Below are 23,331 nucleotides of genomic sequence, written 5' to 3' on the forward strand. Positions count from 1 at the left end.
GTGAACCTCACATGATACGGCAACGAGCCTGCAACTGGGTGGTTTTCACGAAACGCGCGCGAGGCGCGAGGCGCTCAGATCCGGCGGTATACGCGAGCCTTCGTAGCCCCTTCGGCTTCGACCAGGCCGTCGTCCACCAGCTCGCGCAGCAACCTCGCCGCCTTCGTCGCTGAAAAGCCCGTCGCTGCGGCCACTTCGCGCTTCGTCATCCATGCGCGCCCCGACAACGTCATGAGCACCGACTCGCCGTCGGCGCCCGGCTTGCCGGCTTCGTTTCCGACCCCTTCTGCGGATGGCGAAAGACGAACCCCTGCATTGGGCAGGATCACGCGAACCGCGCCGTCGAGAAAGTCGATCTCCGGCTCCAACCCCGTTCCCCCATACGCATCCCGCATCTTCATCAGACCCGTCCCATACGCCTCCACCCAACGCAATCGGTAGAAAAGCGCCGCAAGCCGCGGGTTGCGCGCCACCGATATGCCAGCGAGCGCAGCCATCGTGGTAGCGCCGTCGGGCAAACCGCCGGGCGATACGATCTCGCATCGATCGTCGAACAGGTTGATCCCGATGTCGGCCCGTATGCGATAGTCGCGATGCACCACCGCATTCACCAGAGCTTCCCTTAAAGCCTCGGGCGGATAATCGCGCCACTCGACGCGCTCGGGTCGGGCGCCCACTTCAGCGTGCACGTTGTTCAGCATATCGAGCATCTCGAGAGCGTCCACCACTTGTCGCACGACCGAGCCGTCCAGATCCCGCCGCGTCTGAAACACCATTTTAGCGTTGCCGGTAAAACGGGCGATCTTGATGCCGCGCGCGCACTGATCGGACAGCACGTATCCCAGGTTCGAAAACAAGCCGTCCCCGTTCGCAACGCCCAGCGTCTGCCGTTGCGCGTCTCCGAACGCGATGCCGCGCTCGGAGAGGATGGACGACGATTCGTCGAACGTCAGCTCCTGGTCGAGCGAACGGCCCTCCTCGAACGAGTCGCCTGCTTCCTCGCGCAGCAACCGCTTTATGCCGTCGAACGTCAACGGCTGCGAGCTGGTCCCTTGCCTCACGTACACGCCCTCCGGCCGCAATCCCTTCCCTGCGATGCAATACGGCCGGTCGGGTCCGCGATGGACCGTGACCACCACCAGCTGGACGTCGTCGAACCGTTCCACGTGAGCCTCGGCGAACATGCTGAGGTCGGGAACCACGGCGTCGTGGATCATGTTGTTCACGGCATCGGCGACCCCGCGAGGATCTTCCACCCCGATCACGGTGCCGTCATCCTCGACACCGAGGTAAACCGTACCGCCATCGGTATTGGCGAACGCGACGATCTCCTTCTTCAAGGAGGGCATGAAAGTCCGCTTGAGCTCCACCGTCGATGTTTCCACAAAGGTCATGGCACTTCCTCTATTCAACGATTATTCTCGTTATTTTACTATTTTAGCATTTATTTTAACATTGATATTAAAATCGATGGTAAAAATCGGGATCGATGGAATCCAGAAACGGGCCGAAGATGGCGAAGAAATCATGCAGCGACCTGCAAGTGCTCCCTAGTGTGGGATAATGCAGCGCAGACCCCCACACGAAGGAGATTTTGCCGAACATGACCGCACCAACCGCCCGCATCGCCTCTTCCGCCGACGTCGCCCGCCGCTTACAACCGGTCGTCGTGGGCGGCGACATCCTGGCCTACAGCTACGTGCGCGAGCTGCACCGCGCCTATGGCATCGAGCGCACCATCGTGCTGGCCACGCAGGATATCAAGATGCTGTCGTCGAGCCGCTTCACCGACTACCGTCTGGAACCGCTCATCCACGACCCGGAAGGCCTCTACGACGCGCTCGAGCGCGTGGCCGCCCAGGTTCGCGCCGACGACCCCGACCGCGTGCTGCTGGTGCTCGGCTGCGACGATTGCCATGCGCGCATGCTCTCATCGGGAAAGCTTCGCCTCGAGGCCGCCGGCTACACGGTCCCCTACATCGACTTCGACCTGCTCGACGACATCACGCAGAAGCGCCGCTTCTACGAGCTGTGCGAGCAGCTGGACATCCCCTTCCCGCGCACGTGGTACTTCGATTGCGGCCCGGACGGCCCGGAAGAGCTGCCGGTCGAGGACTTCCCCTACCCGCTCATCGCGAAGCCGTCGAACTCCGCGCAGTTCCAGGACGCCACCATCGCCCGCAAGCGCAAGATCTACGAGATCGATAGCGCCGAGGAGCTGGCGCAGGTGTGGCGCGACATCCGCGCGTCGGACTACGACAACGAGCTGGTGCTGCAGGACTTCGTCCCCGGCGGCGACGACGCCATCCGCACGCTCACGACGTTCTCGGACGCCTCGGGCGACGTGCGCGTGGTGTCGGGCGGCGTGGTGTGCCTGCAGGACCACGACCCCACCGCGCTGGGCAACCCGCTATGCATCATGGGAGAGCGCGAGGAGGAGATCATCGCCTGCGCCAAGCGCTTCCTCAAAGAGGTGGGCTACCGCGGCTTCGCGAACTTCGACATCAAGCTCGACGAGCGCGACGGGGCGTTCCGCTTCTTCGAGGTGAACACGCGCTGCGGCCGCAACACGTACTACCTGAGCCTGGGCGGCGTGAACTTCGTCGAGCTCATCGTGCGCGAGTTCTTGCTGGGCGAGGCCATCGACTACCGCGAGGCGTACGACCCGTTCGTCTACAGCTGCGTGCCGCGCTACGTGCTCGATCGCAGCATGGAGAACCGCGCCCGCCTGCAGCAGGCCCTCGAGACGCTGCGCCGCACGCCCGAGCCCTATCCGCTGCACTACGCGCCTGACTCGCTCGTCCACAACTTCTGGGCGAAGGCCATGCATGTGAACCAGATCCCCAAGTTCAAGCGCTTCTATTGGGACACCGACGGCAAGCAGCTGAAGTAAATGTCCCCAAAATGTCTCCAAAGGGGACAGGCACCTTTGGGGACATTGCAGGAAGAAGGGGCAAGGATGAAACGCTCGGGATTGATCGCGATGATCGTGCTCACGGTGCTCCCGCTCGTCACGACCGGGCTCGCCGTCCTGTTCGTGCTGCCCGACACGATCCCGCTCCATGCAGGTGCAGGCGGCGTCGACCGCATCGGCTCGAAGCTCGACGCGTTCGGGATAACCCCGTTCCTGGTGGGCTTCGGCGCACTGGCCACGATCGCCTACGCATACATGGATCGGCTGGCCGCGAGATACGGCAGCGACGCGCACAGCGGGCGCGTGCTGCTCCTGTTCGCCCTCGCCCTCATGAACGTTTGGCAGCTTATCTTCCTCGTCTGGATGACGTTCGGCGCGACATGAGAAGGAGCCCGCAGATGCGGGCTCCTTCTTGGTTTTTTACGACGCTTGGCCCAACGCCTCGGTCACGGCGGCGAAGAACGCCTTGCTCGTCGTCGTGGCGCCGCTCACGGCATCGACGTCCACCGACTGCGCATCGAGCACCGTCTGCGGCAGGCTCTCGAGCGCCTTGCCGCCGATGTCGGGTGTCTCGCTCTGCTCAAGCACCTCGATGGCGGACATCTTATCGCCGTCCATCGTCACCTTGACCACGACGTCGCCGCCGATCCCCTGCCCCTTGCCAACGTACTCGTTCTCGGAGGTATCGTAGGACTTCTCCTCGGCCATGTCGGTCTCCTTGCCCGGCAGGTACGTCGGGGACGATTCCACCGCAGCGACGGCGTACGTCGGCAGAGGATCCTTCTTCGCAGCCGCGTTCGCCCCGGCCACCTTACCGAAGATCATGCACTCGGCCATGTTGCCGCCGCCTTGGTACATGTTCGAGGCGATTCCGCCGAACTCGCCGGCCGCGTACAGGTGCGGGATGGGCCGGCCGTCGCGGTCGAGCACCTCGGCTTTTCCGTTGCGCCGTGGGCCGCCCTGGGTGTTGAGGATATCGGGCATCACCTCGATCGCGTAGAAGGGGCCGTCGCCGAACGCGCGCATCGTCCCGGCAACGCGTCTGAACATCGGATCGTGGCCTTCGGACGCCGCCTTGCCGAAGTCGGCGACGGTCTGCTCGAGGGAGGCGGGATCGGCATCCATGAGCCCTGCCAGCTCGGCGATGCTCCCAGCCGACAGCGCTTTCGCCAGCCGCTCCTCCTCGATGCGACCGCTTGCGGCAAGAACATCGTAGTGCGCCTGATCGAAAACGAGGAAGCTCCGCGAAGGATGCTTCGGCATCTTCCAAGCGCCGTTGGCGTAATGCTTGCCGTGCCGCGCGAGTTCGTCCTCGCGGAGGTACCGTTCGCCCGAAGCGCCCACGAGAATCAAACTACCGTGGTAGATTTTCGCAGGAAGGGGCAGGATCGTGCCGCGCTCCCCCTCTTCGGCAAGAAAGCACATGCCGCCGAACAGCATCATGGCCTCGTAGGAGTTCATGTGCCACAGGTCCGCGCCGACTTCCTGCACCAAATGGATGCCGTCGCCCGTGTTGTACAACGTGCCCAACGGGGCGCAATGCGACAATCCCAGATAGTCTTTGATCATCTCGGGGTTGTTCTCGAACCCGCCGCACGTGAGCACCACGCCGTTGCTCGCGCGGATCAGCCGCTTCTCTCCCCCACGCTGGACTTCGACGCCCACGACGGTCCTCGACTGAGGATCCTGCACCAAGCGAGAAACGGGAGACTCGAACCACACGTCGATCTTGTCTTTCAAGGCCGCGACGCCATCGCGTTGCACTTGCCACATATAACCGTCCGAGTTGCCCTCGTGCAGCGCGGTCATGGAAATCTTGTCCGAACCGGGAAGCTCGGGATACTCCGGCGACATGAAGGCGAATGCGGGACTCAGCTGATCCACGTTGCGGAAGTCTTCGACGTTCAGACCGTACCAGGACGCGTATTCGTCCTTGAGGCCGGCGAGGCCCTTGACGAACGTGTCCGTCACGTCGTCGGGCACCGGCAAGGTCCCGCACAGGGCCGTGAAGTAATCGCGCGCCGCCTGCTCGTCGCCGTTGCTGTGCATGAACGTCTGACCGCAATAACGCGAATTGCCGCCTTCGTGACCGAGTGGAGCCTTGTCGAGCAGCAGCACGGACGCGCCCGCCTCCGCCGCCGACTTCGCCGCAACCGCGCCGGCGGAGCCGAAGCCCACGACCACCACGTCGTATTGGCCGTCCCAAGCAACCGTCTGGGCGAAATCGTACTCGCCTTCCTCGGCGGATGCCTGCGGCGCGCATGCGGCAAGCGCTCCCGCCCCCATCATGCCCGCACCGGCAACCGCGAGCCCTTTCAAGAAATTGCGCCTTCCGAACGCCTTGCCTATGACTTCTTCCATCATGTCCCTTCCTCCCAAGCCGAATACGTCCGCTCCACGCAGCCTGCATCGAACGGATGCGCCGACGAGTTCGCCGACGACCGCACCCTAAGCCGGAAACGGCAGGTTGAGAATCGGGACGGCGTACTGAACTTCGTTTTCCCCGATAGGAGCATACGTCCTCATGCCTGAGGCATGAGGACGAGCATGAGGTCGCTATGATATGATGGCCGCACATGAGACGAGGAAACGGGGATGCTGGTGAACCGAGGGGGCCAAACGCTTTGCATAGCGCTGGGAGGCGGTCTGTACTGGGCTGCGTCGATCCTATTTCTCACCGTATGGCGACCCTCGCTCGCGACGGCCGGCGGTGCCGACTCCACGACTCAGGCGCTGCTCTGGTTCCTCATCTCGGCCGCCATCGGCGCGACGCTCGCGTTCCACAAGCAGCTCATGCGCCCGCGGTTCCAATGCGGCCTCGGACTGGCTGCTGCGGCCGCAACGGCAGCCTACATCGCATTGCCGCCCCTCGGGCTGCCCGACGGCATTGGCGCTGCGGTGGCGCTCCTCGCGAACGCGCTGCACCACGCCCTGCTCATCGTGTTCTGGGGAATCGTGTACACGTCGCTCGGAAAGCACGAGGCCGAGCGGGCAACGGCCCTCAGCGCGCTGGTCGCGCTTGCCGCGTATTTCCTATGCCTCCTCATCCCCGTCGGATCGCTCGGCGCACCCATCGCCGCCGCGCTGAGGGCGGTCGGCGTCGTGCCCTTCCTCATCGGCGCCGCACGCATCCCGACGCTCGAACGCGCCGCCTCCCCTGACAGCCTCGGACTGCTCGTGCCGTTCTATCTCAGCCGCGCGTTCCTCGGGCTTTGCATGGCACCGTTGTTTTTCCTCGCGGCCGCGGCAACCGATGCGATTCCCCCCTCAGCCCCGCTCTGCATAGCAGGGCTGCTCGGATCCGCCGCGGCGTTCGGCGCGATGCTTCTGAGGAAGCGAGCCGACCTCTCGATCCTCCGCGTCGCCCCGCTCGTTCTCCTGGGAGCCGTGTCCCTGCCCTACGTTTTCCCGCTCGGCAGCCTCGGCGCCGCGCTTCCCTTGATAGCCGCATCGATCGCCTGGATCTCGTGGATCGCCCTTTCGGCCGCGCAGCTCTCAGACATCAAGGAGCGCATCGGGCTCGACGAAGCTTTTCTCGCTATCTCGGAGAAAGCCGTCGTGATCACAGCGATCTTCCTGGGGTTCGCCCTCTGCTCGCTCGCCTCCGCGCAGGCACACGCCTTCCCCGTCTCCGACCTTTCAGCATCGCTCGCCTCGCTGCCGCTTTACGCGTGCCTCATCGTCTGCTGCTACCAATTCGCGCAGCTTATCGAGCGCAAGCAGCGCCAACGGCTCGTCAAGAAGGGCTTCATGCGCTCGGAGGATCAAGTTCGCATGGTGCATGACGCGCTGGCGAAGCGCTACGGGTTGACCGAACGTGAGAAGGACGTGTTCGTGCTCATGGCGGCGGGGCACACGCGCCCACGCATTCGCGAGCAGCTCTGCATATCGGACGGCACGGTCAAAACCCACGCCTACCATCTGTACGAGAAAATGGGCGTCCATTCGCGCGAAGAGCTCTACGCCCTCGTTGAGCGCGAGCGCGCCAAGCTGGCCGACGACGAGCATATCGGCCTCGACGACCTCGCATAATGTCCCAAATGGGGACTGTCCCCTTTTGGGACATCACACCGGGCGCTTGTGGCCTTCCTCGCAGGTGAGCACCACCGGGCCGTCCTCGGTGATGGCCACCGTCTTCTCGAAGTGCGCGGACGGCAGGCCGTCGCGCGTGCACACGAGCCATCCGTCGGACATCTGGCGCGTCTTGTGCGTGCCCAGGTTGATCATCGGCTCGATGGCCAGGACCATGCCCGCCTCCAGCTTCACGCCGGTGTGCTTGCGACCGAAGTTCGGCACGTTGGGATCCTCGTGCATGTCGCGGCCGATGCCGTGCCCCACGTACTCGCGCACTACGCCGTAGCCGGCGTCTTCGGCGATGCTCTGCACGGCATGGCCGATGTCGCCCAGGCGATTGCCCGGTCGCGCGGCGTCGAGGCCGGCCCACATGCACTGCTCGGTCACCTCGAGCAGGCGCTTCTTCTCGGGCGAGATCTTCCCCACCGCGTACGTCCAGGCGTTGTCGCCCACCCACCCGTCGACGATGGCGCCGGTATCGATAGAGATGATGTCGCCCTCTTTGAGCACCACGCCGCGCGAGGGGATGCCGTGGACGATCTGCTCGTTCACCGATGCGCAAATGGATCCCGGGAACCCGCCGTAGCCTTTGAAGGCGGGGATGCCGCCCTCCGCGCGGATGAGCGCTTCGGCCAGCTCGTCAAGCTCGAGCGTGGACACGCCGGGCCGCACCTGCGCTCCCACTTCGCGCAGCACCTTGGCCGACACGCGGCCCGCTTCCTTCATGGCCTCGATCTCGGCCGGAGATTTTCTGATGATCATTGCTCGCTCGCACTTTCTCGTACGCGTTCGTTTGCCGTCGCCCAGTATAGCACTGCCCCTTCGCATTGCTAACGAGCTAACGACACGGCGGAAACGCCTCCCGACGTCCGGCACGCGCCTCTGCCTACCCGGCTAGCATTGAAAGCGACCGTACGCGCCGAAGACGAGAAATCACGGCGGATCGACCCGCCGACGGCGCCCCGACCCCAGCAAAAAGGAGGCTCTATGAACCCGTTTGAGCAGAAACCGAAGAAGTCGTTGATGGACATGATCCCGAACTGGAAGGAGCTGGCCGTCAAGCCGTACGACAAGCTCGAAGCCGACCCCTACACCAAGGCGCGCATCATCCTCATGAACGGCATCGAGGTTGAGGCGGCGATGTTCGGCCACAACTTCAACCGCCACTGCGAGAACAATGACCTGCGACGCGACCTGGCCCTGTGCCGCCGCATGGAGCAGGAGCAGCAGAAGCGCATCAACTGGATGAGTCCGTCGAACGAGTCCACGCTCGAACTGACCATCGGCTACGAGCAGCTCGCCGTCGATCTGACCGCCTGGCTGGCCATGCACGAACCCGACGAGTACGCCAAGTCCTGCATGGACTTCGCGCTCCTTGAAGACTTCGACCACCTGTACCGCTACGCCGACCAGCTCAAATTCGACGAGGACATCCCCGCGCACAAGCTCGTGCGAGACACGATCGAGATCACCCCGGGCCGCCCGACCATAGCGCATCATCGCCACCCGTTCGACTCCGTGCGCATGCCGCGCAACTCCAAGACCGGCGACATCCGCACCACGCTCGGCGCGCTCATCCTCACCGCAGGCGAGCAGCAGACGATGAACTTCTACATGAACCTGGGCAACACCGTGCCCGAGGGCCCTGGCCGCGACCTCTACCAGGAGATCGGCATGGTCGAGGAACAGCACGTGACGCACTACGGCTCGCTCATCGACCCGTCCATGAGCTGGCTCGAGATGCTGCTGTGGCACGAGTACCAGGAATGCTACCTGTACTACTCGTTCTACGAGACCGAAGTCGACGCCCGCGTCAAGAAGATGTGGGAGATGCACTTCGAGCAGGAATGCATGCACCTTGCCATGGCCTGCGATTTGCTGCAGAAGTACGAGGGCACCGAGTGGCAGCAGATCATCTCCGACGGCGAGTTCCCCGAGCTTCTGGACTTCCATCCCACGAAGGACTACGTCCGCCAGGTTCTGGCCGAGCAGGTCACCCTCACCGCGCAGGACGAGAGCTTCGTCGACGTCGACGACGTGCCGAGCGACTTCCGCTTCTTCACGTGGAACAGCACGGTCAACGGCCGCGTCCAGGACGTTCCCAGCCACAAGTCCGTCCGCCAGCTCATCGAGAAGGACGGCGAGGACTACCGCATCGAGGATGCCGAGAGCCCCATCCCCGAGCTGCGCAACCGCAAGAAGGACAACACCGTGCTCGGCCGCGTGCAGGGCGAGGGCAAGAAGGCCCACGAGGTCGAGAAGCAAGCAAAGGAGGAGCGCGAAGCGGTGCTGGCCTAAGCGCCTCGCCCTCGCGCCTCATGTCGCCCCTCAACGAGAAGCGCCCGCGGAATGATTCCGCGGGCGCTTCCCTTTATTCATCGTCGGACGGTTCCTCCCCGCCGGCGGGCTTCGGCTCCTTGAGACGGCCCGCCTCCTTGAGCGCGCGGCGCAGGATGAACTCGACCTGGGCGTTCACGCTGCGCAGATCGTCGGCCGCCCACCGTTCGATGCCGGCCCACACGTCCGCGTCGATGCGCAGGGGATATTGTTTTCGTTTCGCCATGGCTTGCCACCGCACCTCGGCCCGGCGCGCTGCGCCGAGCCGAGGCGTTCCTTCCTATTGGTACAGCGTACCCGTGTTCAGCACGGGCTGTGCATCGGATTCGCCGCAGAGCACCACCATGAGGTTCGACACCATGGCGGCCTTGCGCTCGTCGTCCAAGTCCACCACGTTCTTCGCCGACAGCTCGGCCAGCGCCATGTCCACCATGCTCACCGCGCCCTGCACGATCTTCTCGCGCGCGGCGATAACGGCTTCGGCCTGCTGGCGGCGCAGCATCGCCTGGGCGATCTCCGGCGCGTAGGCCAGGTGCGTGAGGCGCGCGTCGTCGATGATGACGCCGGCCTTCTCGAGGCGCACGGCCAGCTCCTCCTTGAGCGCCTCGGACACCTCTTCGATGTTGCTGCGCAGCGTGATCTCGCCCTCGGGCTCGCCGGGCATCTGGTCGTAGGCGTACGTCGTGGCCACGTGGCGCAGCGCCGTCTCGCTCTGCGTGTGGACGTAGGTGTTGTAGTCGTCCACATCAAACAGCGCCTTGGCCGTGTTCTCGATGCGCCACACGATGACGTCGGCGATCTCGATGGGGTTGCCGCACTTGTCGTTCACCTTGAGGTGCTCGCCGTTGTACGTGCGGGCGCGCAGCGATATCTTCGTGGACTTCCCCACGGGCTTGCCCGTTTGCGGGTCCACGGTTGAGCCGGCGTTGCGGGAGTAGAACGGGTTCGCCCAGTGGAAGCCCTCGTCGCGCACGGTGCCCTTGTAGTCGCCGAACAGGATGAGCACGCGCGCCTGGTTCGGCTGGATGGTGAAGAAGCCCATCAGGAGCAGAACCGGCACGATGCACACGGCGACGATGCCGATCGCCAGCAACGCGACGCCGAGAGCCTGCGTCCCCGTCGTGACGGGCGCTTCATCGGGCGGCAGCATCGTGGCGCCCGCCACGATCAGCGCGACGCACACGGCGGTGACGACGAGCATGAGCGCCAGCATAGGCCAGCCGCTCCTCGCATGGACGGTCTTCTCGACGGACATGATGTTCCCTTTCTCTCAACCCCTGCTGATACGAATATGATATCACATTGAGATCGGAATAGGAAGCGTCCAGATCGCGCGCCGTCCTGCCGAGGGCACCGGCGCAAGGCAGCCCTGCACCGCCGCCTGCAGCGGTGCAGGACGCGCCCCGCGCTTCGTACCTCTAGAGCGCCGCCGGCCGCGCCAGCGCAGGTCGCGCCCCGCGCCGCCGCAGGCACCAGCACAGAGCACCCCCCCCCTGCCGCAGCGCCAACACGGAGCACCTCCCTCCTACGCCCCCGCCACTGTGCAAGGCCGAAGGGCCCCGGATGTTTCACGTGAAACATTTGTTCGGATATTTCATTCGCCGCATGACCTCCGGAGCAACCTGCCCCTGCGGACGTCTCGCCGATGGACCCCTTTCGCGCATCCCCCGTCTCCGATGACCCACGGGAGAACGCGGGAGGCGCGCAAACCAGAGCGCGTGTTTCACGTGAAACATTTGTTCGTTCATCGGGCAAAAGAAAAGGAGCCCAGCGGCTCCTTTTCCCTGCGATGCGATTGCGCTTATTCAGCGGCGGCATCCGTGTAGCCACGGACCACGGACGGGTCGACCGACACGCCGGGGCTCATCGTGGAGGACACCGTGATGGACTTCACGTACTTGCCCTTCGCGGCAGCCGGCTTCATGCGGAGGATCTCGTCGTACACCGCGCCGTAGTTCTCGGCGAGCTGCTCGGCGGTGAAGCTCACCTTGCCGAGGATGACGTGCGCGATGCCGTAACGGTCGGCACGGTACTCCACGCGGCCGCCCTTGAGCTCGTTGATGGCCTTCGCCACGTCGTTGGTGACGGTGCCCAGCTTCGGGTTCGGCATGAGGCCACGGGGGCCGAGAATCTTGCCGAGGCGACCGACCTTGCCCATCTGGTCGGGAGTGGCGACGGCGGCGTCGAAGTTGAACTCGCCGGCCTGGATCTGCTGGGTCAGCTCGTCGGTACCGACGATGTCAGCGCCCGCCTCTTCGGCGGCACGGGCGGCTTCGCCTTCAGCGAACACGGCCACGCGAACGGTCTTGCCCGAGCCGTTCGGCAGGCTCACGGTGCCGCGGAGCTGCTGGTCGGCCTGACGGGTGTCGATGCCCAGGCGGAAGTCCGCCTCGACCGTCTCGTCGAATTTCGCGAACGCGACGTCCTTCACGAGGGCGAGCGCCTCGAGAGGAGCGCGGGTGCCTTCGCCGATCTTCTCGACCGCGGCGCGGTAGTTCTTGGACTGCTTCGTCATGGTTCTTCCTTTCGTGGTGCGTAGCGAGCGCCCTCGGCGCTCTTCCACTGCTCTCTTATCGAACAACGGCCGCCGTTGCGGCGGCCGGTCATTCCGTATCAAACGGCTGGGGAGTTAGTCCTCCAGCGTCTTGCCCTGAAGCATGGCCGCAACCTTCTTGGAAGGCACGTACTTGATCTTCAGGTCGCGACCCTCGATGCGCACGCCCATGCTGCGGGCCGTGCCGGCGATGATCTCCATGGCGGCCTCGATGGTGTTGGCGTTGAGGTCGGGCATCTTGATCTCGGCGATCTCGCGGAGCTGATCCTCCGTGAGCGTGCCGACGGGCTGCACGTGCGGCAGACCGGAGCCGCTGTTGATGCCGAGCTTCTCCTTGATGAGGATGGCCGCCGGCGGGGTCTTGCACACGAACGTGAACGACTTGTCCTCGTACACCGTGATCTCGACCGGGATGATGGTGCCGGACTGGTCCTGCGTCTGGGCGTTGAACGCCTGGCAGAACTGCATGATGTTGACGCCCTGGGCGCCGAGCGCCGGGCCGACCGGAGGAGCCGGGTTCGCGGCACCCGCGGGGATTTGCAGCTTGATAAAGCCGGTTTGTTTCTTTTCAGCCATGAGAGCTTCCTTTCAGCTGATCACAATCGCAAAAACGCATTTCAAAATCTATCAACAAAGCGGCATGGGTCGAATGAGAAGCCCCGGTCCACGCGGGCACGCGACGCCGCTTGTGTTCGCACCTTTAAATCTTGGCCACCTGATCGAACGAGAGCTCGACCGGCGTCTCGCGGCCGAAGATGGAGACCATGACCTTCACTTTGCCGGCATCCGGAGAGACCTCGGACACCACGCCGTCGAACTCGGCGAGCGGACCCGAGACCACCTTCACCGACTGCCCCACTTCCAGGCTCGACGAAGTCTTCTTCGGAGCCTCGCGGCTCGTGCGCTTCATGATCTTGTTGTACTCGTCGCGCGTGAGCGGCGCGGGGTTGCCGTCGGCGCCCACGAACCCGGTCACGCCCGGGGTGTTGCGAACCGCAGCCCAGCTGCGATCGTCGAGCTCCATGCGAACGAGCACGTAGCCCGGAAACACCTTCTTCTCGCTCTCGACGCGACGGCCGCCCTCTTTGATCTCGGTGACCATCTCCGTCGGAATCTCGATGCCGAAGACGTTGTTCTCGAGGCCCATCGTCTCGATGCGCGTCTCGAGGTTCTTCTTGACCTTGTTCTCGTATCCTGAATACGTGTGCAGGACGTACCACTTCTTCGCCATGCGCTTAGACCCCCAAACCGGAAATAGCAATCAGCAACGGCGTGATGATGACGTTGTCGAGGACGGCAACGTACACGCCGAAGAACACGAGCGCGACCACCACGACGACGCTCCAACGCAGGACGTCCTGCTTGGTCGGCCACGTGACGCGCTTGAGCTCCGTGCGCACGTCCTTGAGGAACCCGAAACGACGCTTCTTAGCGGGCTTCTTCTCGGGAGCCTTCTCAACCTTCTTCTCCACGGCTTTACCGGAAGCCTTCGCCTGCTTACCGCCGTCAGCGGCCGCGTCGCTCTTCTCGGCCTTCTTGAAAAACCGCTTCTTAGGCGCCTCGGTCGCAGCAGCATCGGCTTCGGCGTTCTTGTTCGCCTTGGCAGCGGCCTCGGCCTCAAGCGCCTGCTCCTTGCGGGCTGCGCGTGCGGCGGATGCCTTCGCTCGCTGTGTCTTTGATTTCTTCGCCATCTGATTCCTTAACCGGGGATTCGTATCCGTGTAAACGCCAAACAAGCAGCCTGATCACAAGCTGCTCATCCAAGCAACCTGATGCAAGCTGCTCATATACTCGAGCTGGCAGGCCAGGAGGGACTCGAACCCCCAACATGCGGTTTTGGAGACCGCCGCTCTACCAATTGGAGCTACTGGCCTATGCTCGTGCAAACCTCTGATGCGCTATCGGGTCTCTTTGTGCACCGTGTGGCACTGGCACCACTTGCAGTACTTCTTCAACTCGATACGATCAGGATTGTTCTGCTTGTTCTTCTTGGTCGTGTAGTTACGGCGCTTGCACTCCGTGCACGCCAAAGTGACCAACGTACGCATGAATTCTCCTTTATGCCTCAACTGAAACGAGCTTGAACCTCATACACATGAATTCTCATGAGCGGGGCCCGCTTGGAGCGGGCCCCGCCTGATCAATGCTCAAGCAGTGTTACTTGATGATCTTCGTGACGCGACCGGAGCCGACCGTGCGGCCACCCTCGCGGATAGCGAAGCGCAGGCCCTCTTCCATGGCGATCGGGTGAATGAGCTCGCCCTTGATCTCCACGTTGTCGCCCGGCATGACCATCTCGGTGCCTTCGGGAAGGTGGGCAACGCCCGTCACGTCCGTCGTGCGGAAGTAGAACTGCGGACGGTAGCCGTCGAAGAACGGCGTGTGGCGGCCGCCCTCTTCCTTCGTCAGGATGTAGACCTGGCCCTCGAACTCGGTGTGCGGGGTCACGCTACCGGGCTTGCAGAGAACCTGGCCGCGAACAATGTCCTCGCGCTTGACGCCGCGGAGCAGGCAGCCGATGTTGTCGCCGGCCTGAGCCTCGTCGAGCAGCTTGCGGAACATTTCGATGCCGGTGCAGACCGTGTTGGCGGTCTCCTTGATGCCGATGATCTCCAGCGGGTCGTTGACGTGCAGCGTACCGCGCTCCACACGGCCGGTGGCAACGGTGCCGCGGCCGGTGATGGTCATGGTGTCCTCGACGGCCATCAGGAACGGCTTGTCGACCATGCGCTCCGGCGTCGGGATGTAGGAGTCGACCGCGTCCATGAGCTCCCAGACCTTCTCCTGCCACTCTTTGTCGCCCTCGAGGGCCTTCAGAGCGGAGCCGCGGATGATCGGGGTGTCGTCGCCCGGGAACTCGTAGCTGTCGAGCAGCTCGCGAACTTCCATCTCGACGAGCTCGAGGAGCTCTTCGTCGTCGACCATGTCGCACTTGTTCAGGAAGACCACGATGTAGGGAACGCCGACCTGACGGGCGAGCAGGATGTGCTCGCGGGTCTGGGCCATCGGGCCGTCGGTGGCGGCGATAACGAGGATGGCGCCGTCCATCTGAGCAGCACCCGTGATCATGTTCTTGACGTAGTCAGCGTGACCGGGGCAGTCAACGTGGGCGTAGTGGCGGGAATCCGTCTCGTACTCGATGTGAGCGATGGAGATCGTGATGCCGCGCTCGCGCTCTTCGGGGGCCTTGTCGATGTTCTCGAAAGCCGTGAAGTCAGCGTGAGCGGTGCCGTGCGCGCCGTCGTTCTCGGACAGCGTCTTGGAAATGGCAGCCGTCAGGGTCGTCTTGCCATGGTCAACGTGACCGATGGTGCCGATGTTAACATGCGGCTTGGAACGCTCGAACTTAGCCTTAGCCATGTTTCATCCTCCTTATAGGATATTTTCGCGAAACGAAAACAAAATAACGACGCGTCCGACAAAGCGGACGCGAAATAATACAATGGTAGCGGTGACTGGATTTGAACCAGTGACGCCACGGGTATGAACCGTGTGCTCTAACCAACTGAGCTACACCGCCAGGTAGCAAAAAATGGAGCCTGCGATCGGACTTGAACCGACGACCTCTTCCTTACCAAGGAAGTGCTCTACCGACTGAGCTACACAGGCGAAAAATGGTGGGCGCGCTAGGATTCGAACCTAGGTAGGCATAGCCAACGGGTTTACAGCCCGTCCCCTTTAGCCACTCGGGCACACGCCCATAGTTCGCTGCTTAATTCATGTGTATTTATCAAGCTGCCTGCCGCGCTTTTCGGTGAACCCGAACGCGCGAGCAGGAGAATAATACGCTAGGAACACCAGCGTGTCAACTGTCTACACGCCCCCGGGTGTGTCTCCATCATTCCTCCTTTTCTCGACCTCCCCGCCCAGCGAATCGGCGCTCGATGCCGTGCGAGCGCGGAAAAGCGCGGCGCGGCTCACGCGAGGGAGGAACCCGGAGGGCGCAGGGCGTCGCGCAGCGGGCGATACGCTTCCACGAGATCGTCGAGGCGCATGCGCGCGTTCGCCGGGCTGGTGGACGGAAGCCCTGCATGCGCGATGCCGGGTAGCTGGGGCGCGCCGAAGCGCCGGTAGAGCGCCGTCGCCTTCGCCCCCGTGGTGAACACGGCCTCGAGCGGCGCGGCGGCGGCGATGCGGGTCAGGTCGTTCGGCGCCGGGTCGGCGATGCTCGCGTCCGAGGCGCCGGCGATGGTGCATGACGCCAGCACGTCCCACAGCGCGATGCGGTGCGCATGAAGAAAAGCGGTTCGGCGCTCGATGCCGAGCGGCTCGGGCTCGTCGAACAGCGCGCCCAGCACCTTCCAGAACCGGTTTTGCGGATGACCGTAATAGAAGCCGACCTCGCGCGACTTCGGCGAGGGCATCGTGCCCAGGACGAGCACTCGCGAACGCTCCGTATATATAGGTTCGAGCGGATGGACGATGCGCGCGGCTTCCACGGTCGTCCTCCCCTACGCGCGGCTGGGCAGCTCGAGCGACGCCTCGGCCAGCACGTGCCCTCGGATGGCACGGCGGAACTCGTTGAGGAAGTAGCCCTCGTGAAGATCGAGGGTGCAGTCGAGCGCGTACAGCGTGAGCGTGTAGTCGTGCGTTTTGTCGGGCGGGTACGGGCCGGCGTAACGATGGATGATGCGCGGATCGGTGCAGCTGCCCGCCAGCGGCGACCAATCGCTGTTCGAGCCCTGCACGCAGGCAAGCTCTCCCGACGCGCTGGCGTTCTCGGGGATGAGCACGACATCGGGCGCGATGTCGCACGCGAGCCAGTGGATCCAGCAGAAGCCCCCGACGGGAACGGCGTCGTAATCGAGGAACGTGAGCGCGAGGGAGCGGGCCTTTTCGGGCACGTCGGCGATTTCGATGGGAAACGAGCGGATGGGATGGCCGTCCAACTGGTACGCCTCGGGGGCGTGCTTGCCGAAGCGGTCGGGCAGCAGCCCTTGCTCGAGGTCGACGGATATGCGCATGATCGTTCTCCTTTCGCGTGCGGACGGTATGCTCGAACCTCAGTATAAAAGAAGGGAGGGCCGAAGCCCTCCCTTTGTCATCGTATGGAACCTTAGAACTGCAGCGCGTTCGTGAACTGCGCCCACGACAGCGGATCGGTGTCGCGCACGTACGCGTTGAAGGTAGGGGCATGCACGTAGTGCGAACCGCCTGCGCTCACCGCGATGCCGACGTGGCCGTAGCGCCACAGGACGTCGCCCGGTCGCGCCTCGGAAACCGACACGACGCGCGCGGCGGCCGAGTACTGCGCCTCGCTCTGGTGCGGCAGTGAGATGCCCACCTGGCGATACGCCCACGTGACCAGGCCGGAGCAGTCGAAGGAGTCGGGGCCTTCGGCACCCCAGATGTAGGGGCAGCCGATACGGCTCATGGCGTAGCCCACGACCGAGTCGTAGGAGCCGACTGGACGGCTCGGGTACACGACGGACCCGCCACCACCGCCACCGGAGGTGCCGCCACCACCACCGCCGTTGTTGCCGCCACCGCCGTTCTGCTGCTGGGCCGCCAGCTCGGCCTGACGCTGGCGCTCGGCCTCGGCGGCAGCCTCCGCCGCTGCTGCGGCGGCCGCTGCGGCCTGCTCCTGCTGGAGGAGCTCCTGGGCTTCGGCGTCAAGGGAGTTGACCAGCTCGGTGGCCTGGTCGACCTTGGCCTGGACCTCGCTTTGGATCTGCTTGGCCTCGTCGGCCTTGGCAGAGGCGATCTGCTCCTGGCGGGCGAATTCGTCCTTGGCTGCCTGGAGCTCTTCGCGCAGGGTCTTCGTCTGGTCGACCATGTCGGCGTCGTTCTCGTTCATCTTGTTGAGGAGATCCCAGTTCTGGGTGAACTCTTCGAACGAGGCGGCGCCCAGGACGAAATCGACGAAGCTCGTGGATCCGTTGCGGTACATGTTGCGGGCACGCGTGCCCAGCTTGTCCTGCAAATCCTCGATCTGGCTGTTAGCGTCGTCGATTTTGGCCTGCTCGGCCTCCATCGCGTTTTGCGCGGCATCGCGCTCGTCGAGCGCGGCATAGTAGCTGATTTCAGCTGCCTCGAGATCAGCCTGCAAACCGATCAGCTGGTTGCGCACCGCGTCGGCTTCGGCCTGCTTCTCAGCGGCGGTCTCGGCGAATGCGGTCGTCGGAGCCATGACGGAGAGGGCACCGAGCGCAGCCGCGCCGGTAAGGAATGTTCGCCTGCTCAGTCCGATTGTATGCTCGCTCATGTATGAAATCCTCCTAGATTGAGCACGTAGTATGTATGGGCAAAAGCTGAACGCATAATACCACGTTCGCGCGGATGGTCAAAAAAGGTTGTGAACGCGTTTCATAACCCCAGTTCAAAGCCCCCACGTCGGGAAACGTCGCGGTGCCGAAGCCGTTTTCCTCGCGTCACGAAGCCACAAACAAGCCCGCCATCAGGCACGATAGGAAAACTGAGAAGGCCACCAGGGATTGTGGTGGCCTTCTCTAGATGTTGTAGAACCGTAGGCGCGCCGGTTACTGCGCGCTCTTTTCGGCGCCCGTTTCCTCGTCGTCCAGGTAATGGTCGAACTCGCGCACCACCGCCTCGGACGGGGGCGCCGTAAGCAGCGACACCACGACGATGGCCGCGAACGACAGGACGAATGCGGGCAGCAGCTCGTAGATGCCGAACACGCCGCCGAGAGGCTTCACGAAGTTGTGCCACACGAGCACGGCGACCGTGCCGGTGAGCATGCCGGCCAGCGCGCCCTGCATGTTCGCGCGACGCCAGTACAGCGCGCACAGGGTGAGCGGGCCGAACGAAGCGCCGAGGCCCGCCCAGGCGTAGGACACCACCCCGAAGATGGACGAGTTCTCGTCGTAGGCGACGATGATGCCGAACATGAACACCGCGACGAGGGTGAGGCGCGCCACGATCATGACCTGGCGGTCGGTGGCGTCTTTCTTGATGACGCCGCGGAAGATGTTCTCGGCCACCGAGGATCCGGCGATCAGCAGGTAGGACGACGACGAGCTCATCGAAGCGGCGAAGATGCCCGACACCACGACGCCGCACATGAACGGCGGAAGGATCATCTGGGACAGCACGATGAACACGTTCTCGGCCTGCGCCTGCGTGGCGAAATCGGTAGGGATGATGGCGCGCCCCACCAACCCGATGCAGATGCCGCAAGCCAGCGACACGACGCACCACACCACGGCGATGACGCGCGACTTCTTCACCTCGTCGGCCGAGCGGATGCCCATGAAGCGCACGAGCACCTGCGGCATGCCGAAGTAGCCGAGGCCCCAGGCCAGCATCGACGCGATGGTGATGAGCGGGTACTCGGCCGCATCGCCGAACAGCGGCGTGCCGTTCTCGACGAGCTGGCGCCCCGCGTCGTCAACGAGGGGCACCGCTATCTGGGTGCCGCTCAGGAAACCGGGGATGTTCTGCAAGAACGCGACGGTGTTGTCGATGCCGCCCGCCCAGGCGACCGACCCCACGAACACGGTGGCCAGCGCGAAGAACATGAGCACGCCCTGCACGAAGTCGGTGGTGACCACCGACAGGTAGCCGCCCACGAGCGTGTAGAGGAACACGATGATGGCGCCGAGCACCATCATCGTGGCGTAGTCGAGGCCGAACAGCGTGGCGAACAGCTTGCCGCACGTGACGAAGCAGCTGCCCACGTACACGCAGAAGAATACCATGATGATGAGGGCGGCAACGGTGGACACGATGTTCTTACGGTCGTGGAAGCGCTTGCTGTAGAATTCCGGCAGCGTGATGGAGTCGCCCGCCACCACGGAATACTTCCGCAAACGTTTCGCCACGAACTTCCAGTTGAGATACGTGCCGATGGCCAATCCGATGGCGGTCCACATGGCGTCGGACGCGCCGGTGAAGTACGCCACGCCCGGCAGGCCCATGAGCAGCCACCCCGACATGTCGGAGGCCTCGGCCGACAGCGCCGTGAGCCACGGCCCCACCCCGCGACCGCCGAGGAAGTACTCGGCCGTCGACGAGTTCGAACGCTTCGCGTACACGAACCCGATGGTCAGCACCGCGACGAAGTACAAAAGCATCGCGAATACGACCCAAAAATCGTTGGAAACCACAGGTGTACCCTCCCCTCTTCTCTGTGCGAAACGAGGGAATTATACGACAACACCGCGGGGCGAAGCGCGACTAATTGGACGGGGACGAGTCATCGCCCCGTCCTTACGTCTCACTTCTCGGCTTTTTCGGGGTGGCCGTGGTCCTTTTGCCAGCGGTCCCAGGTGGAGTAGCAGATGGCGGCGCGCTGGTCCTGGTCGGGGAACTTGTCCTTCTCGTAGCGGGTGATGTGCTCCATGCATCGCGAGATGTACGTTTCCTTCTTCTCGTTGGCGCGCGGATCGGGTATGGGCATGCGGGCCTCCTTTCATCGGGGAACCGCATCGTAGCGCGCAGCCTCCTCGGCGCAGCGGGCGCGGCGGCGGCGTTGCGCGCCGGACACCGGACCGTCGTTCGGCGAAAACGCTATCGACGGGCTTCTCCCTTAACCTTATACTGGGGTTCGTACACACGACCCACAATGGAAGGAAGCACGATGCCCACGTACGCGGAGATGGACAAGGCTCAGCTGGCAGCGCTCAAGGAGGAGCTCGAGCGCGAATACGGCGAGATCAAGGCGCGGGGCTTGAGCCTCAACATGGCGCGCGGGAAGCCCGCCAAGGCGCAGCTCGACCTCAGCATGCCGCTGCTCGAAGCCGTGACCACGATGGAGGACTGCGTGGCAGCCGACGGCACCGATTGCCGCAACTACGGCGTGGGGTTCGGCCTTCCCGAGGCCAAGGAGTTCATGGCAACCATGCTGGACGACGAACCCGATAACGTCATCGTGTTTGGCAACGCCAGCCTCAACATCATGTACGACACGGTGGCGCGCTGCTGGATGTTCGGCACGCTGGGCTCGACGCCGTGGAGCAAGCTGGATACGGTGAAGTGGATCTGCCCCGCCCCGGGCTACGACCGCCACTTCGGCGTGACCGAGGAGTTCGGCATCGAGATGATTCCCGTGCCGATGACCGACGAGGGCCCCGACATGGACGAGGTCGAGCGCATCGCCGCCTCCGACGCCTCCGTGAAGGGCATCTGGTGCGTGCCGAAGTACTCGAACCCCGGCGGCGTGACGTACTCCGATGAGACGGTGCGCCGTCTGGCCGCCATGGAGTGCGCCGCCGACGACTTCCGCATCTTCTGGGACAACGCGTACTGCGTGCACCACCTGTTCGACGAGGCGGCCGAGCAGGACCAGCTGCTCGACATCGCTTCGGCCTGCCTCGAAGCGGGCACCGAGGACCGCTGCTTCAAGTTCGCCTCCACCTCGAAGGTGACTTTCCCCGGAGCGGGCATCTCCGCCTTGGCCGCGAGCCCGGCCAACATCGCCGAGATCAGACGGCGCGTGGGCGTGCAGACCATCGGCCACGACAAGCTGAACCAGCTGCGCCACGTGCGCTTCCTGCGCGACGCCGAGGGCCTGGCGGAGCACATGCGCAAGCACGCCGCCATCCTGCGCCCGAAGTTCGAGCTGGTGAACGCGAAGCTCGAGGAAGGCCTCGACGAGGTGGGCGGCTGCTCGTGGAGCAACCCGCGCGGCGGCTACTTCGTGTCGTTCGACGCGCCGGAAGGGTGCGCCAAGCGCATCGTGGGGCTGGCAAAGGAGGCGGGCGTCACGATGACGGGCGCCGGCGCCACCTACCCCTACAAGCAGGACCCGCACGACAGCAACATCCGCATCGCCCCCACGCTGCCACCGCTCGAGGAGCTGGACGAGGCCATGGACGTGTTCACCGTCTGCGTGAAACTGGCCTACGTGGAGAAGCTTCTGGGCTAGGTTGGAACGCACGAGCAAGGAGCCGCCCTCGGGCGGCTCCTTTTGCGTTGTCAGGGCTGCACCGCCGCCTTGATGGCGGAGGCGTCGATCTTGCCGGTGGGCAGCTTCGGCAGCTCGTGGAAGAACACGACACGGTCGGGCAGTTTGAACTTCGCGATGCGGCCTTCGGCCCAACGGCGGAACGCCGCCGCGTCCATGGGCGTGCCGCGCTTGCACGTGAGGGCCACGACGATCTGCTGGCCGAGCTCCGGATGCGGCAGCGGGAACGCCGCAACTTCGAGCACGGCGGGATGGGCGCTGTAGAGGTGCTCGAGCTCGGCGGCGTACACGTTGAAGCCGCCGCGGATGATCATGCCGTCGATGCGCCCGAGGATGCGCACGTAGCCCTCGTCGTCGATGGCAGCCGCGTCTCCCGTGCGCAGCCAACCCTGCGCGTACATCTCGGAGGTGCGCTCGGGATCGCGCCAGTAGCGGCGCATCATGCAGGGGCTGCGCACGACGAGCTCGCCCTCGCCGCGCTCGCGCAGCACGCCGTCGTCCCCGAGCAGGCGCACCTCCACGCCGGGAAACGGGCGTCCCACCGTGGATGCCGTGTGCTCGAGATCGTCCTCGACCGTGGTGCACGTGACGGCCACGGCCTCGGTGGAGCCGTACCCCACCACCACGCGGCAGTGCAGCCGCTCCCACACGTCCTCGACGAGCTCGCGCGCCACGGTGGCCGAGCCCACGAGGCCCGTGCGCACGCTGGACAGGTCCACAGGATGCTTCTTGAGGTCGAGCAGCACGCGCCCGAACACCGTCGGCACGCCGTAGATCACCGACACCCGCTCGCGCTCGATGGTGCGCAGGAGGTCGTGAGGCGCGAACTTCTCCACGAGGACGGCCGTGGCGCCGAACATGACGGGCAGCACGATGCCCATGTTCACGCCGAACATGTGCGACAGTGGGATGGGCACGGCGAACACGTCGGCTGCGGTGCACTGCATGGCTCGGCCGTAGCTGCGCCACGAGAACAGCGAGCTTTCCTGCGACAGCACGACGCCTTTGGCCTGACCGGTGGAGCCGGACGTGAATGCGATGACGAAAGGGTCTTCGAGCGCGTCGACAGGCGCAGGCTCGCAAGGGGCGTCGTCGTCGGCCAGCAGGTCGTCGAAGGCCGTGCAGCAGGGCGCGGCGAAGCGCACGGTGATCACGCGGGCGCAGGGCGCGTGGGCGCGCGCCGTATCGGCCAGATCGGCACGCGCGAGCACGACGAGCGCAGGATCGACGCGATCGAGCCTGAGCGCGAGGTCGGCCCCCTCCATCACCTCGTCGCAGAAGACGAGCACGGCTCCCAGCCGGGCGGCGGCGAAGAACACGACCGGCGCCTCGTGCCAGTTCGGAAGCATGACCGCCACGACGTCGCCCTTGCAGACGCCTGCGGCCCGCATGCCCGACGCGCAGCGATCCACGAGCGCGGCGAATTCGGCGTACGTCAGTCGTCGCTCGGCGTCGACGAACGCCAGATGGCCGGGCCGACGCCGCGCCCAATGCGCGGGCGCCGTCTGCAGGTCGAGCCCCTCGAGGATGCACTCATCTTCGCGCCATGCCATGGATCGCCTCACCTCCGCATCCGATCGCGCCGCC

The 23,331-nt window shown here is 64.4% G+C and carries 23 protein-coding genes and 4 tRNA genes; 6 read left to right on the forward strand and 21 right to left on the reverse strand.

Going from position 1 to position 23,331, the window contains the following annotated elements; genetic code table 11:
• Window positions 1–74: 74 nt before the first annotated feature.
• Window positions 75–1,349 (reverse strand): RNA-binding domain-containing protein, encoded by a 1,275-nt coding sequence (locus tag C1A15_RS13315; RefSeq protein ID WP_180953101.1) that lies wholly within the window; start codon window positions 1,347–1,349, stop codon window positions 75–77.
• Here C1A15_RS13315 and C1A15_RS17055 point away from each other — a divergent pair.
• The 3 genes from C1A15_RS17055 to C1A15_RS13325 all read left to right on the forward strand — a co-directional run bounded on the left by C1A15_RS17055 (window position 1,348) and on the right by C1A15_RS13325 (window position 3,298).
• The gene (locus tag C1A15_RS17055; RefSeq protein WP_180953102.1) at window positions 1,348–1,554 is read left to right on the forward strand and encodes a hypothetical protein; all 207 of its coding nucleotides are present in this window, start codon (window positions 1,348–1,350) and stop codon (window positions 1,552–1,554) included. The two genes, C1A15_RS13315 and C1A15_RS17055, sit on opposite strands and share 2 nt — an antisense overlap.
• Before the next feature lie 49 nt (window positions 1,555–1,603).
• Window positions 1,604–2,893 carry a carboxylate--amine ligase gene (locus tag C1A15_RS13320; protein ID WP_101723015.1) on the forward strand — a complete coding sequence of 430 codons (1,290 nt, stop codon included), beginning with the start codon at window positions 1,604–1,606 and terminating at the stop codon, window positions 2,891–2,893.
• A 66-nt stretch (window positions 2,894–2,959) separates the two neighbouring features.
• Window positions 2,960–3,298 carry an SdpI family protein gene (locus tag C1A15_RS13325; protein ID WP_180953103.1) on the forward strand — a complete coding sequence of 113 codons (339 nt, stop codon included), beginning with the start codon at window positions 2,960–2,962 and terminating at the stop codon, window positions 3,296–3,298.
• 36 nt (window positions 3,299–3,334) lie between these two features.
• On the opposite strand, the gene C1A15_RS13330 is transcribed toward C1A15_RS13325, so the two are convergent.
• A complete protein-coding gene (locus C1A15_RS13330) occupies window positions 3,335–5,278 on the reverse strand; it encodes an FAD-binding protein (RefSeq protein WP_101723017.1) in 1,944 nt (647 codons plus the stop codon).
• A gap of 231 nt (window positions 5,279–5,509) precedes the next feature.
• Here C1A15_RS13330 and C1A15_RS13335 point away from each other — a divergent pair, with 231 nt between their 5' ends.
• Entirely contained in the window at window positions 5,510–6,946 is a 1,437-nt protein-coding gene (locus C1A15_RS13335) for a helix-turn-helix transcriptional regulator (RefSeq protein ID WP_101723018.1), read from the forward strand.
• A 33-nt stretch (window positions 6,947–6,979) separates the two neighbouring features.
• Here the strand turns inward: C1A15_RS13335 and map are convergent, their stop codons facing one another.
• Window positions 6,980–7,750 carry a type I methionyl aminopeptidase gene (map, locus tag C1A15_RS13340; protein ID WP_021409529.1) on the reverse strand — a complete coding sequence of 257 codons (771 nt, stop codon included), beginning with the start codon at window positions 7,748–7,750 and terminating at the stop codon, window positions 6,980–6,982.
• A 225-nt stretch (window positions 7,751–7,975) separates the two neighbouring features.
• Between map and C1A15_RS13345 the strand changes: the two genes are divergently transcribed.
• The gene (locus tag C1A15_RS13345; protein WP_101723019.1) at window positions 7,976–9,286 is read left to right on the forward strand and encodes a hypothetical protein; all 1,311 of its coding nucleotides are present in this window, start codon (window positions 7,976–7,978) and stop codon (window positions 9,284–9,286) included.
• Between the two features lie 73 nt (window positions 9,287–9,359).
• Here the strand turns inward: C1A15_RS13345 and C1A15_RS13350 are convergent, their stop codons facing one another.
• The 17 genes from C1A15_RS13350 to C1A15_RS13430 form a co-directional block, all read right to left on the reverse strand.
• Window positions 9,360–9,551, reverse strand: a complete 192-nt coding sequence (locus C1A15_RS13350; RefSeq protein ID WP_021409527.1) for a type II toxin-antitoxin system antitoxin — start codon at window positions 9,549–9,551, stop codon at window positions 9,360–9,362.
• A 54-nt stretch (window positions 9,552–9,605) separates the two neighbouring features.
• Complete coding sequence (locus C1A15_RS13355) at window positions 9,606–10,580, reverse strand: SPFH domain-containing protein (RefSeq protein ID WP_180953104.1); 975 nt, start codon at window positions 10,578–10,580, stop codon at window positions 9,606–9,608.
• A 546-nt stretch (window positions 10,581–11,126) separates the two neighbouring features.
• On the reverse strand, window positions 11,127–11,840 hold the full coding sequence (rplA, locus tag C1A15_RS13360; protein WP_101723020.1) for a 50S ribosomal protein L1: 714 nt from the start codon (window positions 11,838–11,840) through the stop codon (window positions 11,127–11,129).
• Between the two features lie 114 nt (window positions 11,841–11,954).
• The gene (gene rplK, locus C1A15_RS13365) at window positions 11,955–12,455 is read right to left on the reverse strand and encodes a 50S ribosomal protein L11 (protein WP_101723021.1); all 501 of its coding nucleotides are present in this window, start codon (window positions 12,453–12,455) and stop codon (window positions 11,955–11,957) included.
• Window positions 12,456–12,579: 124 nt separating this feature from the next.
• Window positions 12,580–13,110, reverse strand: coding sequence for a transcription termination/antitermination protein NusG (gene nusG / locus C1A15_RS13370; RefSeq protein ID WP_009306289.1), 531 nt, complete (start codon window positions 13,108–13,110; stop codon window positions 12,580–12,582).
• Between the two features lie 4 nt (window positions 13,111–13,114).
• The gene (secE, locus tag C1A15_RS13375; RefSeq protein ID WP_101723022.1) at window positions 13,115–13,570 is read right to left on the reverse strand and encodes a preprotein translocase subunit SecE; all 456 of its coding nucleotides are present in this window, start codon (window positions 13,568–13,570) and stop codon (window positions 13,115–13,117) included.
• Window positions 13,571–13,676: 106 nt separating this feature from the next.
• A tRNA-Trp gene (locus tag C1A15_RS13380) sits at window positions 13,677–13,753 on the reverse strand.
• Between the two features lie 24 nt (window positions 13,754–13,777).
• The gene (gene rpmG / locus C1A15_RS13385) at window positions 13,778–13,927 is read right to left on the reverse strand and encodes a 50S ribosomal protein L33 (protein WP_080803366.1); all 150 of its coding nucleotides are present in this window, start codon (window positions 13,925–13,927) and stop codon (window positions 13,778–13,780) included.
• 109 nt (window positions 13,928–14,036) lie between these two features.
• Window positions 14,037–15,239 (reverse strand): elongation factor Tu, encoded by a 1,203-nt coding sequence (tuf, locus tag C1A15_RS13390; protein WP_101723023.1) that lies wholly within the window; start codon window positions 15,237–15,239, stop codon window positions 14,037–14,039.
• Window positions 15,240–15,322: 83 nt separating this feature from the next.
• Window positions 15,323–15,399 (reverse strand) — tRNA-Met (locus C1A15_RS13395).
• A gap of 13 nt (window positions 15,400–15,412) precedes the next feature.
• Window positions 15,413–15,488 (reverse strand) — tRNA-Thr (locus C1A15_RS13400).
• 6 nt (window positions 15,489–15,494) lie between these two features.
• Window positions 15,495–15,579 (reverse strand) — tRNA-Tyr (locus tag C1A15_RS13405).
• A gap of 217 nt (window positions 15,580–15,796) precedes the next feature.
• Window positions 15,797–16,318, reverse strand: coding sequence for a DNA-deoxyinosine glycosylase (locus C1A15_RS13410; RefSeq protein WP_101723024.1), 522 nt, complete (start codon window positions 16,316–16,318; stop codon window positions 15,797–15,799).
• A 12-nt stretch (window positions 16,319–16,330) separates the two neighbouring features.
• The gene (locus C1A15_RS13415) at window positions 16,331–16,843 is read right to left on the reverse strand and encodes a YbhB/YbcL family Raf kinase inhibitor-like protein (RefSeq protein ID WP_101723025.1); all 513 of its coding nucleotides are present in this window, start codon (window positions 16,841–16,843) and stop codon (window positions 16,331–16,333) included.
• A 92-nt stretch (window positions 16,844–16,935) separates the two neighbouring features.
• Window positions 16,936–18,084 carry a C40 family peptidase gene (locus tag C1A15_RS13420; RefSeq protein ID WP_101723026.1) on the reverse strand — a complete coding sequence of 383 codons (1,149 nt, stop codon included), beginning with the start codon at window positions 18,082–18,084 and terminating at the stop codon, window positions 16,936–16,938.
• A gap of 274 nt (window positions 18,085–18,358) precedes the next feature.
• Complete coding sequence (locus C1A15_RS13425) at window positions 18,359–19,945, reverse strand: sodium/proline symporter (RefSeq protein ID WP_101723027.1); 1,587 nt, start codon at window positions 19,943–19,945, stop codon at window positions 18,359–18,361.
• Window positions 19,946–20,055: 110 nt separating this feature from the next.
• On the reverse strand, window positions 20,056–20,238 hold the full coding sequence (locus tag C1A15_RS13430) for a hypothetical protein (protein WP_009306308.1): 183 nt from the start codon (window positions 20,236–20,238) through the stop codon (window positions 20,056–20,058).
• Between the two features lie 180 nt (window positions 20,239–20,418).
• On the opposite strand from C1A15_RS13430, the gene C1A15_RS13435 reads away from it, so the two are divergent.
• Complete coding sequence (locus C1A15_RS13435) at window positions 20,419–21,705, forward strand: aspartate aminotransferase type Ic (RefSeq protein ID WP_101723028.1); 1,287 nt, start codon at window positions 20,419–20,421, stop codon at window positions 21,703–21,705.
• A gap of 50 nt (window positions 21,706–21,755) precedes the next feature.
• On the opposite strand, the gene C1A15_RS13440 is transcribed toward C1A15_RS13435, so the two are convergent.
• Window positions 21,756–23,297 (reverse strand): class I adenylate-forming enzyme family protein, encoded by a 1,542-nt coding sequence (locus C1A15_RS13440; protein ID WP_101723029.1) that lies wholly within the window; start codon window positions 23,295–23,297, stop codon window positions 21,756–21,758.
• Window positions 23,298–23,331 lie beyond the last annotated feature (34 nt).

The sequence above is a fragment of the Eggerthella timonensis genome (genome assembly GCF_900184265.1).
Taxonomy (GTDB): domain Bacteria; phylum Actinomycetota; class Coriobacteriia; order Coriobacteriales; family Eggerthellaceae; genus Eggerthella; species Eggerthella timonensis.

Bases quoted from the DNA above. Each gene is read 5' to 3' on its own strand.
- C1A15_RS17055 (WP_180953102.1), top strand. From the start codon at position 1,348: ATGAAAGTCCGCTTGAGCTCCACCGTCGATGTTTCCACAAAGGTCATG.
- C1A15_RS13315 (WP_180953101.1), bottom strand. From the start codon at position 1,349: ATGCCCTCCTTGAAGAAGGAGATCGTCGCGTTCGCCAATACCGATGGC.
- C1A15_RS13320 (WP_101723015.1), top strand. From the start codon at position 1,604: ATGACCGCACCAACCGCCCGCATCGCCTCTTCCGCCGACGTCGCCCGC.
- C1A15_RS13325 (WP_180953103.1), top strand. From the start codon at position 2,960: ATGAAACGCTCGGGATTGATCGCGATGATCGTGCTCACGGTGCTCCCG.
- C1A15_RS13330 (WP_101723017.1), bottom strand. From the start codon at position 5,278: ATGATGGAAGAAGTCATAGGCAAGGCGTTCGGAAGGCGCAATTTCTTG.
- C1A15_RS13335 (WP_101723018.1), top strand. From the start codon at position 5,510: ATGCTGGTGAACCGAGGGGGCCAAACGCTTTGCATAGCGCTGGGAGGC.
- map (WP_021409529.1), bottom strand. From the start codon at position 7,750: ATGATCATCAGAAAATCTCCGGCCGAGATCGAGGCCATGAAGGAAGCG.
- C1A15_RS13345 (WP_101723019.1), top strand. From the start codon at position 7,976: ATGAACCCGTTTGAGCAGAAACCGAAGAAGTCGTTGATGGACATGATC.
- C1A15_RS13350 (WP_021409527.1), bottom strand. From the start codon at position 9,551: ATGGCGAAACGAAAACAATATCCCCTGCGCATCGACGCGGACGTGTGG.
- C1A15_RS13355 (WP_180953104.1), bottom strand. From the start codon at position 10,580: ATGTCCGTCGAGAAGACCGTCCATGCGAGGAGCGGCTGGCCTATGCTG.
- rplA (WP_101723020.1), bottom strand. From the start codon at position 11,840: ATGACGAAGCAGTCCAAGAACTACCGCGCCGCGGTCGAGAAGATCGGC.
- rplK (WP_101723021.1), bottom strand. From the start codon at position 12,455: ATGGCTGAAAAGAAACAAACCGGCTTTATCAAGCTGCAAATCCCCGCG.
- nusG (WP_009306289.1), bottom strand. From the start codon at position 13,110: ATGGCGAAGAAGTGGTACGTCCTGCACACGTATTCAGGATACGAGAAC.
- secE (WP_101723022.1), bottom strand. From the start codon at position 13,570: ATGGCGAAGAAATCAAAGACACAGCGAGCGAAGGCATCCGCCGCACGC.
- rpmG (WP_080803366.1), bottom strand. From the start codon at position 13,927: ATGCGTACGTTGGTCACTTTGGCGTGCACGGAGTGCAAGCGCCGTAAC.
- tuf (WP_101723023.1), bottom strand. From the start codon at position 15,239: ATGGCTAAGGCTAAGTTCGAGCGTTCCAAGCCGCATGTTAACATCGGC.
- C1A15_RS13415 (WP_101723025.1), bottom strand. From the start codon at position 16,843: ATGCGCATATCCGTCGACCTCGAGCAAGGGCTGCTGCCCGACCGCTTC.
- C1A15_RS13420 (WP_101723026.1), bottom strand. From the start codon at position 18,084: ATGAGCGAGCATACAATCGGACTGAGCAGGCGAACATTCCTTACCGGC.
- C1A15_RS13430 (WP_009306308.1), bottom strand. From the start codon at position 20,238: ATGCCCATACCCGATCCGCGCGCCAACGAGAAGAAGGAAACGTACATC.
- C1A15_RS13435 (WP_101723028.1), top strand. From the start codon at position 20,419: ATGCCCACGTACGCGGAGATGGACAAGGCTCAGCTGGCAGCGCTCAAG.
- C1A15_RS13440 (WP_101723029.1), bottom strand. From the start codon at position 23,297: ATGGCATGGCGCGAAGATGAGTGCATCCTCGAGGGGCTCGACCTGCAG.